Origin of the sequence: Flavobacterium sp. Root935 (assembly GCF_001429295.1) — a bacterium.
Classification (GTDB): domain Bacteria; phylum Bacteroidota; class Bacteroidia; order Flavobacteriales; family Flavobacteriaceae; genus Flavobacterium.
Map to the genome: position 1 here is coordinate 1 of NZ_LMJL01000012.1, position 14648 is coordinate 14648.

A 14648-nucleotide genomic window follows, 5' to 3' on the forward strand; every position below is an offset into this window, starting at 1 on the left:
GTTAAGCCCGCCTGCGCAGATGGTACTGCAGTATTGTGGGAGAGTATGTCGCCGCCTTTTTTTGAAAACCTCGTTCTACGAACGAGGTTTTTTATTCCAAATTTACTTTAAGTAAATACGGTACCTTAGCTCAGATGGTAGAGCAATGGACTGAAAATCCATGTGTCCCTGGTTCGATCCCTGGAGGTACCACATAATGCTCGGATGGTGAAATTGGTAGACACGCTGGACTTAAAATCCAGTGAACAGCAATGTTCGTGCGGGTTCAAGTCCCGCTCTGAGTACTAAAAACTTCAATTGGCTTTGCTAATTGAAGTTTTTTTTTGCTTTAAAGCGAAATTATAAATTCAGTCAAACTGAATATTTTTTATATTTTTACTTTTTTATTGAAGAGGAATAATATGTTTGTTAGATATTTAAAACATCATTTTACACGATAAAGGTTTAATTTAATCTATTTTATATGAAGACTTATTTTATTCTATTTTTTCTTTTACTCTGTATTTATTCAAATGCACAAAAGCAAGAAGTTCAAAAGAGTATCGATGTATTCTTTGACGGTTTTCATCAAAGAGATTCAATGAAGATAAAATCGGTTTGTGCAGATAAAATGATTCTACAATCGATTAGTGAAAGTTCTTCAAAAGGAAATAAATTATCTGATGAAAGCACTAAGGAATTTTACAAATCTATCGCTTCTATTCCTTTGAATATGAAATTTCAAGAGAAAATTTTAAATTATAATATCCAAATTGACGGTACTATGGCTCATGTCTGGGCTTCTTATGAGTTTTACATTAATGATAAATTAAGCCACAGAGGTGTAAATACTTTTACTTTATTTAAAGAAAAAGATATTTGGAAAATCATTTATTTGATTGATACCAGAAGAAAATAGTTAATTATGAAGTACTTGAGTATTATAATATAAACAAATATCTGTTAGTAAACATTCTTCGCATTTTGGTTTTGGCCTGCATATTTCTCTTCCTAAAAATGAAATTGCCATTCCAATTTCTGACCAGATATTTTTTGGTAAAACGTTCATCAGATCTTTTTCTATTTTATTTCCGTCTTTAGATTCTTTTACAATTCCAATTCTGGGCGCAACTCGGATTACGTGTAAATCAGCAATAATTCCTTCTGCTGGTTGGTGCGTTTCTCTTAAAATGACATTGGCTGATTTTCTTCCAACACCTTTTAAAGCGGTTAAGCCGGACATTGTTAATGGAATATCTTTATCGTTTTTAATTGATTTAGCAATTTCCAAAAGCCAATTTGCTTTTGTTCCATGGTTGCGAACCTTACTTACATATGGTGAAAAAGTTTCCAAATCAGTTTTTGATAAACTATTTAATGTTGGAAATTTTTCGAATAAAGCTGGAGCAATATTATTGATATTAGCATCGGAATCTTGCGCAGACAGAACAACCATTACCAAAAGCTGGTACGTATTTTTGTATTCTAAAGGATGTTTCTTGTCCTTATATTTCTTTAAAATGGGTTTTAATTTAGTTTCCCAATTTAATGTTTCTCCAAATAAATCCATTCATGATATTTTTTAAAAATTGATATTGAAGTAGTTACTTATATAAAGTTAATTTATTTTAATGAATTCTAAAGTTTTTTTAATCACATTATGATTGCCTAATATTTTTCTGTGACCAAGTCCGTCTGTTAGGTAAAGGGTTCCTTGTTCAAGATTTTGATGAATGTGAATTCCTGCTTTAACCGGAACTTCGGGATCATCATTATCATGTATTACTAAAACTGGAATTTTTATTTTCTGAGCTGCTCGATATGCTGAAAAGTCATCCATTTTGACTTTATATTTTTCTTCAAATAAATCTCTTAAATTATCACCAATTTCCTTTTTTAATCCTAATTTAAAAATAAACTCATTCAAAATATCTTGTACAATATCACCACTTCCTATTATTACAGCTTTATTTACTTTTAAACCGTCTTTAATCGCATTTAAAACGGACATTCCGCCAAGTGAATGTCCAATTGCAATTTCAAAAGGTCCAAATTCCTTTTCAATTTCAAGAATAGAAGCTATAAATTCAGACATTATTGTGGTTTTGCCTTCTGATTTTCCATGTGCTGGAGCATCAAAACTAATAGTTGAATAGCCATTTTGTAAAAGCTCATCTGCGATTTTGAATAACTGTGTTCCGCGGCCAGACCAGCCATGAACTAATAATATTTTATGCTCACTTTTGCCATATTCATAAGTCACAACGCTCTTATCGATTGCAGGAACATTAATTGTTTTTTGAATGCTTTTACGATCCATTTCAAATTCTCGTTTTGGAACTTTATGTTTTACTGGTGTTGTAAATATTCTTGCAGCAAATTTTGTAACTAATTTTTTAGAAATAAAAGCGCAAATTTTGGCAGATATTATAATTATCTGAGGAATTTTTAATGATTTAGTGGGATTGATTGCCTTTTTTGCCATTTCAATAAAACTTTTTTGGAAGCGGAACTTTGCTTATTTTTTGCTAAATTTAGAAAACATAAAAGTAACATATTACTGATTGTTCTTAAATAATAATTGCAAATTAATTTCTAAATGGAAATATTTCATATTAGTGCAGAATGTTATCCAATGGCAAAAGTTGGTGGTTTGGCCGATGTGGTTGGAGCGCTTCCTAAATATCAAACTAATGCTGGCCATAATGTACAAGTTGTTGTTCCTGCTTATGACACAAAATTTAAAAAAGAAAATCAATTCGAATGCGTTCATTGGGGATCTGTTAAACTCGGAAGTTTTAATTTTCCTTTTAGCGTTCTTAAAGAAAGCACAGATGTATTAGGTTATGAGCTATATCTTATAGAAATAAATGAATTATTCGATCGTCCAAATGTATATGGTTATGAGGACGATATAGAGCGGTTTTTATCTTTTCAGATTGCGGCCTTAGATTGGATAATTGCTCGAAATGAAGTTCCTGATGTAATTAACTGCCATGATCACCATACTGGGTTAATTCCATTTTTAACTCAATTTGCTTATAAATATGAAAAATTAAAAGATCTAAAAACAGTCATAACCATTCATAATGGTTTGTATCAAGGATGGTTTGGTTTTGATAAACTGCACTATCTGCCAGAATTTGATTTGAAGCACGTTGGATTTTTAGAGTGGAACAATTCAATAAACTCACTAGCTGTTGCAGTAAAATGCGCTCAGGCTGTTACTACAGTTTCTCCGAGTTATTTAAATGAAATTAACTACGCAGCAAACGGTTTAGAAAATTTATTTAATTCTGTTAGAAATAAATCAAAAGGAATTTTAAATGGAATTGATATTGAAGTCTGGAATCCTTTAAAAGATAAAATGATTGCAGAGAATTATTCGATAGAGAATTTTGAAATTGGCAAACAAAAAAATAAGGAAAAATTGTGTGAACAATTCGAGCTTGATCCGTCAAAACCTTTATTTAGTTTTATAGGACGTTTGTTTGAAGAAAAAGGAGGCGATTTACTACCTCAGGCTTCTGCATTAGCATTATCTGAAAATTTTGAAAATATCAATATCCTAATTCTAGGTTCAGGAAATTCAGAAATTGAATCGCAGTTAACACAATTGCGTAATGACTATAAAGGAAATTATAATGTTTTTATTGGGTATAATGAAGAATTAGCGCATTTGATTTATGCAGGTTCAGATTATATTTTAATGCCTTCGAGAGTTGAGCCTTGCGGTTTAAACCAAATGTATGCCATGAGCTACGGAACAATTCCGATTGTTAGGAGAACGGGAGGATTAAGAGATACGGTTATTGATTTTGGTGATGAAGGCAATGGAATCTGCCATGATCAGGCTTCGGTTGGAGATATTTGTTATTCCATAAATCGAGCTGTTAAATTATACGATGATAAAATAAGTTTCAATAAAGTTTTAAAAAGAGGAATGGAAGCTGACCATTCCTGGGAAAGTGTTTGCCAAGATTATATCGAGATATACAACCTAATAATTGAGAAAAATGAAATTTAAAAAGAAAAATGTAGTTGCTATTATTTTAGGAGGAGGACAAGGATCACGTTTGTTTCCATTAACAGAAACGAGATCAAAACCAGCCGTTCCGATTGGAGGAAAATATCGTTTGGTGGATATTCCAATTTCTAATTGTATCAATTCTGATATTTTTAAAATATTTGTTTTGACACAGTTTAACTCTGCATCTTTAAATGCACATATTAAAAACACTTTTAATTTTAGTATTTTCAGTCAGTCTTTTGTAGATATTTTGGCGGCAGAACAAACTCCAGATAATCCAACTTGGTTTCAGGGAACTGCAGATGCTGTCAGACAGTGTATGTCACATTTTTTAAAACACGATTTCGATCATGCTTTGATACTTTCTGGTGACCAGTTATATCAAATGGATTTTAATGAAATGCTTGAAGCACATATTGCTGCTGATGCTGAAATTTCTATTGCCACTTTACCAGTAAATGCAAAAGATGCACCAGAATTTGGAATTCTTAAAACCGATCATGAAAACAATATTCATGCTTTTATAGAAAAACCACACGCTTCATTGTTACCGGAATGGGAATCTGAAGTGAGTGAACATATGCAGGAAAAAGGTAAAAAATACTTAGCTTCAATGGGGATTTATATTTTCAATAAATCATTGTTAGTGGAGTTAATGGGGGATCAGGAAACTAAAGATTTTGGTAAAGAGATTATTCCGCAGGCCGTTGGAAAACATAAAATATTAAGTTATCAATACGAAGGCTATTGGACAGATATTGGAAATATTGAATCGTTTTTTGAAGCCAATATTGGTTTAACAGCAGATATACCAGAGTTCAATTTATTCGACAATGAGAATAAAATTTTTACCAGACCAAGATTATTGCCGCCTTCAAAATTTAGAAATTCTATTATTAACCAATCTTTAATTTCTGAAGGCTGTATTATTAATGCCAAAGAAATAAAAAGTTCTGTAATTGGTATTCGCTCCAGAATTGGAGAAGGCACCGTTTTAGAGAACTGTTATGTAATGGGTAATGATTTCTATCAAGATCTGGATGAACTAAATTTTGAGAGCGGGATTAATAAAATTCATGTAGGTATTGGTGAAAATTGTTTTATTAAAAATGCGTTAGTCGATAAAAATGTACGAATAGGAAATAATGTTCACATTAACGGCGGAAAACATTTGGATAATTTTACTAATGAATTATACAGTATAAAAGACGGAATTGTTGTGATTAAAAAAGGGGTTACGTTATCTGACAACTTTAGAATTGAATAAAATTTAGAATTCCAATAATTAAACTCAAAATTCCAATTTTCAATCGTTGCCTTAAAAAACAAATATGACTAAAGTAATCACACATTCTCTATTTACAGATTTTGATATTGATTTATTCAAAGCTGGTAAACACTTCAAATTATATGAAAAATTAGGAGCGCATTTAATTGAAGTTAATGGAGTTAAAGGTGTTTACTTTGCCGTTTGGGCACCTACAGCACATTCTGTTTCAGTTGTAGGCGATTTTAATTATTGGACTCAAGGCGAACATAATTTAAATGTTCGCTGGGATTCTTCTGGAATTTGGGAAGGATTTATTCCTGATATTTCAAAAGGAGCTCTTTATAAATATAAAATCCAATCGAATATTGGAGGAATTGTAACCGAAAAAGCAGATCCTTTTGCTTTGTATTGCGAAAATCCACCTCATACTGCATCTGTAGTCTGGGATTTAGATTATAGCTGGAAAGATGAAAACTGGATGCAGAATCGTCAGGAATTTAATGCTTTAGACAAACCTTATTCTGTTTATGAAGTTCATTTAGGTTCTTGGAAAAGAGCTGAGCACAATCGCTTTTTAAGTTATTTAGAGCTTGCCGATGATTTAGTTAAATATGTAAAAGAAACGGGTTTCACGCATGTAGAATTTATGCCGATTATGGAATATCCTTATGATCCTTCTTGGGGTTATCAGCTAACTGGATATTTCGCGCCAACTTCACGTTTCGGGAAGCCTCAAGATTTTATGGTTTTGGTTGATAGATTGCATCAGGAAGGAATTGGTGTAATTTTAGACTGGGTTCCATCGCATTTTCCTGATGACGCACACGGTTTGGGTTATTTTGACGGATCACATTTATATGAACATCCAGATCGAAGAAAAGGATATCATCCAGATTGGAAAAGTCTGGTTTTTAATTATGGAAGAAATGAAGTCCGCGCTTTTTTAATCAGTAACGCTGTTTTTTGGCTTCAGAATTATCATGTTGACGGATTAAGAGTTGATGCCGTTGCTTCGATGTTATATCTTGATTATTCTAGAAAAGAAGGGGAGTGGGAAGCTAATATTTTTGGAGGAAGGGAAAACTTAGACAGTATAAGTTTTCTTAAAGAATTTAATGAAGTAATCTATGCTAATTTCGAAGGTGTTCAAACTATTGCAGAAGAAAGCACTTCTTTTCCTATGGTTTCAAGACCGACATTTACAGGCGGATTAGGTTTCGGGATGAAATGGATGATGGGCTGGATGCACGATACCTTAAAATATTTTGAAAAAGAAACTGTCTATCGAAAATATCATCAAAATGATCTGACTTTCTCGATGACCTATGCGTTTACCGAAAATTTCATGCTTCCTTTTTCTCATGACGAAGTAGTGTATGGGAAAAAATCTCTTAATTATAAAATGCCGGGCGATGAATGGCAGCGATTTGCCAATTTGAGATTGTTATACGGTTATATGTTCACTCATCCAGGAACTAAATTATTGTTTATGGGAGCTGAATTTGGCCAGACAAGCGAATGGAATTTTGAGCAAAGTTTAGACTGGCATTTACTGCAATATGATTTTCATTCGGGAATAAAAAGATTGATTACAGATTTAAATCAGCTTTATAAATCATGTCCTGCATTGTATGAAAAGCAATTTACAGTAGATGGTTTTGAATGGATAAATTACTCCGATCATCAAAATGCGGTTTTATCTTATATCCGAAAAGGAAATAATCCCAATGAAAATGTAATTGTAGTCTGTAATTTTACAGAAGTAATAAGAGAAAATTACAGAATAGGAATTCCGAAGAAAGGTAAATTACAAGAAATTTTTAATAGCGATGCATTGATTTATGGCGGTGGCGGTGTTGGAAATGGAAAAACATTAAAAATTGATTCAATATCTTATGACGGAAGAGATTTTTCAGTTGAATTAATTTTACCACCTTTAAGTGTAACCGTGTATTCTTTCGTTTAAAAAAAATCTTACATTCATTTCCATAAGTGCTGTTTTGTCATTTTATTGTTCTTAAATTATCGATTTTTCGATTTTTTGAGCAGTAATTTAATTCTCGATCAGAAAAAACGTTTTCGTGAATAAACCTTTTATTCATAGGGCTTTACTAACTTTTTTTGTATGTTTGAAATAGAGATTAGCGTTTTATAATTAATTCATTAGCGATATGATTACAAACACATCATTAGAATACAAAGGCGATTTATATCCATCAAAAATTGTTTCGTACGAGCAGGAAGGAGATTCGATTTTTTTCAATACGGATAATAAAGTTATTTTAAAAGTCACTATTCTTAGAGACAGTTTGATTCGATTTCGCTTCACTACAAAAGGTTATTTTAGTAATGACTTTTCATATGCGATTGATAAAACACAACTTCATGGTTACAATTTCTTGGAACTTACAGAGGAAGAAACTTTCTTTCAGATTAGAACCAGCAAAGTAAAATGTAAAATTCAGAAAGCTGATCTTCGTCTAGCTATTTACGACCTAAATGACTTTTTGATTCTTGAAGATGAACTTGGTTTTCATTGGGAAGAAAGCTACGAATACGGTGGAAATATCGTAAAAATGAGTAAGTTTTCTAAAGATGGCGAATGTTATTATGGCCTTGGCGATAAGGCAACTCAAATGAACCTTAAAGGCAAAAGAGTCGAAAATTTTGCCACAGACCAATATGCTTATCAAAAAGATCAAGAGCCTTTATATAAGGTAGTTCCATTTTATATAGGACTTCATAACAAACAATCTTATGGTATTTTCTTTGACAATACTTTTAGAACTTTTTTTGATTTTTGTCAAGAAAGAAGAAATGTTACGAGTTTCTGGGCCGAGGGTGGAGAAATGAATTATTATTTCTTTTATGGTCCGCAAATGCAGGATGTTGTGACAACTTATACCGACCTGACCGGTAAGCCAGAATTACCTCCTTTATGGGTTTTGGGATATCATCAATGTAAATGGAGTTATTATCCAGAAAGTAAAGTAAAAGAAATTACTTCAAAATTTAGGGAACTTCAAATTCCTTGTGACGCCATTTATCTAGATATTGATTATATGGAAGGATTTCGCTGTTTTACTTGGAATAAAAACTATTTTCCAGATCCGAAAAAGATGGTTGCTGAATTAGCAGAAGATGGTTTTAAAACGGTTGTTATAATAGATCCCGGAATCAAAATCGATAAAGATTATTGGGTGTATCAAGAAGCTTTAGAAAAAGATTATTTCTGTAAAAGAGCCGATGGCCCATATATGAAAGGAAAAGTTTGGCCTGGTGAATGTAATTTTCCAGATTACACAAATCCCGCAGTTAGAGAATGGTGGGCTGGATTATTTAAAGAATTAGTTTCAGAAATAGGAGTGAAAGGAGTTTGGAATGATATGAACGAACCTGCAGTGATGGAGGTTCCAAATAAGACTTTTCCAATGGATGTTCGTCATTTTTATGATGGAAATCCGTGCAGCCATAGAAAGGCCCATAATATTTATGGAACGCAGATGGCAAGAGCAACCTATCATGGAGTGAAACGATTTACATATCCAAAACGTCCTTTTGTTATTACAAGATCTGCATATTCTGGTGCTCAGCGCTATACTTCTTCTTGGACAGGAGATAACGTGGCAACTTGGGAACATCTATGGATTGCTAACATTCAAGTGCAAAGAATGTCAATTTCAGGAATGGGATTCACAGGGTCAGATATTGGAGGATTTGCAGAACAGCCAACGGGCGAATTATATGCGCGATGGATTCAGCTAGGCGTTTTTCATCCGTTTTGCAGAACGCACTCTTCTGGAGATCATGGAAATCAGGAGCCTTGGGCGTTTGATGAAGAAGTGATTAATATTACCAGAAAATTTGTAAGTCTTCGTTATCAATTATTACCTTATTTATACACCATGTTCTGGCAGTATATTGAAGAAGGACTTCCAATGCTGAAACCTTTGGTTTACTACGATCAAGATGATACACAAACACATTATCGTAATGATGAATTTATCTTTGGAAATCAAATTTTAGTCTGTCCAATTCTTGAACCTAATGCTGTAGGTCGTCGTATGTATATACCAAGAGGTGAGTGGTATAACTACTGGACAAATGAACTTTTTATTGGAGGAAGAGAGATCTGGATTGACACTAAATTTGATGAAATTCCAGTTTTTGTAAAAGCAGGAGCCATTATTCCAAAATATCCGGTACAGCAGTATGTAGGAGAATTAGAATTTGATGAATTGACGCTTGATGTTTACTTTAAAAACGGAAAAGAAAAATCTGTTGTATATGAAGATGCACAAGATGGTTACGATTATAAAAAGGGACGTTACAGCTTTTTATCTTTTAGATCTATAGGAAAAGAAAAAGAACTAATTATTCAGCTTCATAAAGAAGGTAAATACGATACTCCTTATAGCAAATACAAAATTAATTTAATCGGTTTGCCGTTTAAAGTTTCTGAAATAGAAATAGACAATGAAAAAATTGAATTTGATAAAATTAATTTCGAACAAAATAATTTCTTAATTGTTGAAAAAGAGTTTAATGAATTACACATCGTAGGTGAATAGTTAAATTCTGATATTTTTTCACTTAATTGTATAAAATAAAATATTTTTTTTAATTGTATTTTTGGAAGAAAATTAGCTAGAATTATGAAAAAATATTTCTTTTTAGGAATTTTTGGAGCACTTGCAATGGCTTGTGCAACAAATCCAATCACAGGTAAGCAAAATTTGAATTTTGTTTCTAATAGTGAGTTATTTCCATCTTCATTTCAGCAATATAGTCAGTTTTTATCTGAAAATAAAGTGATCACTGGAACTGCAGATGCAAAACTTGTTGAAACTGTCGGCTATAAAATTAAGCTTGCAGCAGAAAAATATTTAACGTATTTGGGACAATCTCAGTATTTAAAAGACTACCGTTGGGAATACAAATTAGTGGACAACAAAGAGGTTAACGCATGGTGCATGCCAGGTGGAAAAATTGTTGTTTATTCTGGTATTTTACCCATAACTCAAAATGAAGCTGGTTTAGCAACAGTAATGGGACACGAAGTTTCACATGCACTTGCTAATCACGGAGCGCAAAGAATGTCTGCGGCACAGTTACAGCAAATTGGAGGTGTAGCGCTAGATGCAGCCACAAGTGGTAAATCTGAGTCTACAAGACAAATATTTTCGCAGGCTTACGGACTTGGTTCTGAAGTGGGAGTTATGCTGCCATTTAGCAGAAGCAACGAGAGCGAAGCCGATAAAATTGGTCTGACTCTTATGGCAATTGCAGGTTATAACCCAGATGATGCTATTGCATTCTGGACTAGAATGTCTGCAAAATCTGGAGGAGCTGGAACACCAGAATTTATGAGTACGCACCCTTCTGATGCTACAAGGATTGCAAATATAAAATCTTTAATTCCAGAAGCTAAAGCTATTGCGCTTAAAGTTGGAACTATAAAATAAGTTTATATTCTCAAGAGTATAATTTTAAAAGCTATTCATTTTTTGAATAGCTTTTTTGTTTTTAGTACAGTTGATAATTTAATAATGCACGAATTGAATAATTAATATTTGATTATAATAAAAATTGGATAAATTCGTAGGCTGTTATCAAAACCATATATATGAAAAACCTACAAAAAGGAGATAAGAAGCTGTTAAACGCCTGGGCATTTTATGATTGGGCCAATTCGGTTTATACATTGACTATTGCATCTGCAGTATTTCCAATTTTTTACGAAGCATTATTTAGTGATAGAGATCATTATATAGATGTTTTTGGACTTCATTTAAAGAACTCAGCTTTAATAAGTTTTATTACTGCTGCCGCATTTTTGGTTGTTTCGTTTATTTCCCCATTACTATCTGGGATTGCAGATTATGTGGGAAATAAAAAATCCTTTATGAAGTTTTTCTGCTATTTAGGAGCATTATCTTGTATGGGATTGTATTGGTTTGATCTGGACAATATTTACATTGGATTATTATTTTATTTCCTAGGATTATTAGGATACTGGGGAAGTTTAGTTTTTTATAATTCTTATCTTCCAGATATTGCTTTTGAAGAACAGCAGGATAGAATTAGCGCCAAAGGATATTCATTAGGATACGTAGGAAGTGTCATTTTGCTGATTGTCAATTTAGCCATGATTATGAAACCAAAGTTATTCGGAATTACCGGTACAGATGGAGAAGCTGCAATGAAAGCAATGCGCTATTCGTTTATAATGGTAGGAGTTTGGTGGATTTTATTCAGTCAATATACCTATTATTATTTGCCAAAAGGAAGTAAAGAAACAGGGCAAAAATTAACTAGATCTGTAGTGTTTAACGGATTTAAAGAATTAAAGAAAGTTTGGGCATTATTACAGGAAAACATTCCTTTAAAACGTTATTTAGGAGGTTTCTTTGTTTCGAGTATGGCTGTACAAACGGTTATGCTTGTAGCTACATATTTTGGAGCGCAGGAAATTCAATGGTCGTCTAAAGAAGAAAGCACTATTGGACTTATCATTTGTATTTTAATAATTCAGTTGGTAGCCGTTGTTGGTGCTGTTTTAACTTCAAGAGCTTCTGCTAAGTTTGGAAATATTCCAACTTTAATTGTCATTAATATCATTTGGGCCGTATTTTGTGCGCTTGCCTTTTTTATAATATTACCAATACATTTTTATGTTATGGCAACAGTTGCAGGTTTTGTAATGGGAGGAATTCAAGCGCTGTCCCGATCAACTTATTCTAAATTATTACCAGAAACAGAAGATACCGCTTCGTTTTTTAGCTTTTATGATGTTGCTGAGAAGATCGGAATTGTAATAGGAATGTGTGTTTACGGAATTATAGATCAAATTACAGGAAGTCCGCGTGCGGCGATTGTAATTTTAGCAATCTTTTTCGTTACAGCCATATTTCTTTTAAGAAGAGTACATAAAAAAGACGTTTCAAATTAATGAAACGTCTTTAATAATATTATATCACGAATTGCAGTAATTATTGATTGATGATAGTTTTTGTAATTCGTGATATTTTTTAATAATTAACCTTTTGAAATACTTCCTGAACCCGAAACTTTTACATCTCTTTTCTCAGGATTTCCTAAATATTTAATATTTCCTGAACCTGAAACTTTTCCAGTTAGGCTTGATTCGCAGTTTACAGTGCTGTTTCCAGATCCAGAAACATTAGCTTCTACATTTTTAGATTTTAAATTAGAGGCATTTACATTTCCCGAGCCAGATATTTTGCTGGTAAAAGAATCAGCTCTGCCTTTTAAAACCACGTCACCAGAACCGCTTAAGGCTAAATCAAGATTTTTTGCGTCAATTTCTAAATTAAAATTTCCAGATCCTGATAATTTGGCAGATAAGTTATCGCTTGTAATTTTATTTTTTGTTCTAATATCTCCTGAACCAGATAAAGTAACAGCAGAAATTTTCTCAAAAGGAACTATAACTTCAATTTTCTTCCCTATACTTGTGCGAATTTGAGTTCCTTTTTCAACATAAATTTTTAACTCATTTTCTTCAACTTCAACCTTAATTACGGCGAGTAGATTTTCTTCTCCTTTAATTGTAATTTTCCCTTCTTTTCCGGCAACTAAATCAACATCAAAAGAGCCCGCAATTTTGATTCCGTCATAATCGCCAGTTGTTCTTGTTTGGGTCACCATCTTACCGTTTCCATTTACTTTATTATTAGACCATTGTGCTTTAGCACTGCCGTTCACTAGAAAAACTGCTAAAAGTAAAAGTAAAATTGATTTTTTCATTGTTTTGATTTTTAGATGATTAATTTTTTATTAATGAAATGTTCCCATAGTTTGAATTAATATTAATCTTATTTTGTCCTTTTTTTCTGTAGAAACCGCTTATTCTTTTGCTGTTGCTTTTTGTTTCTGAAACTGAAATATCTAAAGAATTATCATGTTTGATGTTTGAATATCGGGCAGAAACATCAAAATCGAATGCATAATTAGGTGCGTAGCCAATAGCAATATCTGTGTATCCAGAATTTATGTTTACATTTCCAGCTTTTTCATTCAGAGTTCCAATATTGATTTTGCTGTAGTTTGTATCAAAACTAAAGTTGCTTGAAACCTCTCCAATAATAAGCGTTAAATAATTTCCTGAACCATTTAACGAATTGATCTTTTGGAACTTAAATGTGCCATAATTGCATTGGTATTTTATATTTTGAGCCTCGTTAAGATTAACATCGGTATAATTTGCATTTAGATTTAAATTACCAGAATCATTAATTTTTAGACCAGAATATCTGGCGTTAATTGATCCTGTTTTGATAAAATTTATACTTGAATTTTGACAGTATGCAATTTCAATTTGATTGTTGGATCCATTTAGTTTATCTAAGGTAACTTTGCCGTATTTACAATTAATATCAGTATTTGCTTCTAAGCTCAAAGCAGAAATATTACCATATTTGTTTACCAATTTGACAGAACCATTTTTAGGAATTTTAATTACGTAATTGATCTCAAAACTATTATTGCTTCCTTTACTTTTAAGAGAAGAATTTCCAAGATTAGTTACAGCTGAAACCAAACTTTTAAGAGCAGAAATTTCTACATCAATACTGTTTAAACGTTCGTTAACCCAGTTTTCATTTGGTCCATTCACTTTGATCGTGATATCAAGATCTATTTTGTCTTCATTCCATGTTGAGACCGTAATATTTCCGTATTTATTATCAATATCAATTCCAGCGTTTGAATTGACGATGTATGTTTTTTTAATGTTTTTTTGTTTAGTAATAAAAGTGTCATCATTTGAAAATCCTAAAAAAGGAATCAAAATAAATAAGATTAATACGTTATAGTGTTTTTTCATTAGAGGTGTTTTTTAATTTTTCGTTGTCTTCAATTCTTTTTAAAACGGTTTGCAAAAAAGAAATTCTGGTTTGGAGATTACTGATCATTGCATAAATAATCTGTTTGTTTTCGCCATTTTTTTGCAGTTCGTTAATGATTTTTTGATAATCAGCATCAAAGGTTTTCATTTGTTTTAATGCATCATTTATAATCTGCTCATTTTCTGGCGAACTCTTTTCTTTTAATTTAACCAGTTCATTATCGATCAGAATATTGAAAATAGAATCGGTTCGTTTAGTTTCTTTGGAGGCAAATTTGAATTCTTTTGGTTTTTCATTTTTATAAAAAATAGAAATTCCGAGCATTAATACAATCGAAGCGGCAATAGCTGTTATAAACCAGTATTTTTTCTTCGGTTCTTTTTTATTTAATTTTTGCATAAAATCAACTTGATGATCGGAGTTTAATTCCTGAACATCCCATTGGTTTTCCAATCTGCTGAATAATTTGTCTAAACTGTCTTTTTCATTTTTCATATTC

The 14648-nt window shown here is 32.1% G+C and carries 12 protein-coding genes and 2 tRNA genes; 9 read left to right on the forward strand and 5 right to left on the reverse strand.

Annotated features, from left to right (window positions below; translation table 11 throughout):
* The first annotated feature begins 119 nt into the window (after positions 1-119).
* The 3 genes from ASE40_RS14690 (at position 120) to ASE40_RS14700 (ending at position 898) form a co-directional block, all read left to right on the forward strand.
* A tRNA-Phe gene (locus tag ASE40_RS14690) sits at positions 120-192 on the forward strand.
* 6 nt (positions 193-198) lie between these two features.
* Positions 199-284, forward strand: a tRNA-Leu gene (locus ASE40_RS14695).
* A gap of 179 nt (positions 285-463) precedes the next feature.
* Positions 464-898, forward strand: coding sequence for a nuclear transport factor 2 family protein (locus ASE40_RS14700; RefSeq protein WP_057117846.1), 435 nt, complete (start codon positions 464-466; stop codon positions 896-898).
* Here the strand turns inward: ASE40_RS14700 and ASE40_RS14705 are convergent, their stop codons facing one another.
* Together ASE40_RS14705 and ASE40_RS14710 are read right to left on the reverse strand one after the other, a co-directional pair.
* Positions 899-1549 carry an endonuclease III domain-containing protein gene (locus ASE40_RS14705; protein WP_057117847.1) on the reverse strand — a complete coding sequence of 217 codons (651 nt, stop codon included), beginning with the start codon at positions 1547-1549 and terminating at the stop codon, positions 899-901.
* Between the two features lie 48 nt (positions 1550-1597).
* Entirely contained in the window at positions 1598-2464 is an 867-nt protein-coding gene (locus tag ASE40_RS14710) for an alpha/beta hydrolase (RefSeq protein ID WP_057117848.1), read from the reverse strand.
* Positions 2465-2578: 114 nt separating this feature from the next.
* Between ASE40_RS14710 and ASE40_RS14715 the strand changes: the two genes are divergently transcribed.
* The 6 genes from ASE40_RS14715 (at position 2579) to ASE40_RS14740 (ending at position 12231) form a co-directional block, all read left to right on the forward strand.
* On the forward strand, positions 2579-4006 hold the full coding sequence (locus ASE40_RS14715; protein ID WP_057117849.1) for a glycogen synthase: 1428 nt from the start codon (positions 2579-2581) through the stop codon (positions 4004-4006).
* The gene (locus ASE40_RS14720) at positions 3996-5276 is read left to right on the forward strand and encodes a glucose-1-phosphate adenylyltransferase (protein WP_057119768.1); all 1281 of its coding nucleotides are present in this window, start codon (positions 3996-3998) and stop codon (positions 5274-5276) included. The genes ASE40_RS14715 and ASE40_RS14720 overlap by 11 nt, the downstream gene beginning before the upstream one ends.
* A 64-nt stretch (positions 5277-5340) precedes the next feature.
* On the forward strand, positions 5341-7245 hold the full coding sequence (gene glgB / locus ASE40_RS14725) for a 1,4-alpha-glucan branching protein GlgB (protein ID WP_057117850.1): 1905 nt from the start codon (positions 5341-5343) through the stop codon (positions 7243-7245).
* Positions 7246-7450: 205 nt separating this feature from the next.
* Positions 7451-9850, forward strand: a complete 2400-nt coding sequence (locus ASE40_RS14730; protein WP_057117851.1) for a glycoside hydrolase family 31 protein — start codon at positions 7451-7453, stop codon at positions 9848-9850.
* Between the two features lie 84 nt (positions 9851-9934).
* Positions 9935-10744 (forward strand): M48 family metallopeptidase, encoded by an 810-nt coding sequence (locus ASE40_RS14735; RefSeq protein ID WP_057117852.1) that lies wholly within the window; start codon positions 9935-9937, stop codon positions 10742-10744.
* Between the two features lie 161 nt (positions 10745-10905).
* Complete coding sequence (locus ASE40_RS14740; protein WP_057117853.1) at positions 10906-12231, forward strand: MFS transporter; 1326 nt, start codon at positions 10906-10908, stop codon at positions 12229-12231.
* 86 nt (positions 12232-12317) lie between these two features.
* On the opposite strand, the gene ASE40_RS14745 is transcribed toward ASE40_RS14740, so the two are convergent.
* From ASE40_RS14745 to ASE40_RS14755, 3 genes are read right to left on the reverse strand one after another with little or no spacing between them, the layout of a single operon-like run.
* On the reverse strand, positions 12318-13049 hold the full coding sequence (locus ASE40_RS14745) for a head GIN domain-containing protein (RefSeq protein ID WP_057117854.1): 732 nt from the start codon (positions 13047-13049) through the stop codon (positions 12318-12320).
* 19 nt (positions 13050-13068) lie between these two features.
* Complete coding sequence (locus tag ASE40_RS14750) at positions 13069-14127, reverse strand: hypothetical protein (RefSeq protein ID WP_057117855.1); 1059 nt, start codon at positions 14125-14127, stop codon at positions 13069-13071.
* Positions 14111-14644: a hypothetical protein gene (locus ASE40_RS14755; protein WP_057119770.1), complete on the reverse strand. Its 534-nt coding sequence runs from the start codon at positions 14642-14644 to the stop codon at positions 14111-14113. The genes ASE40_RS14750 and ASE40_RS14755 overlap by 17 nt, the downstream gene beginning before the upstream one ends.
* Positions 14645-14648: the final 4 nt, after the last annotated feature.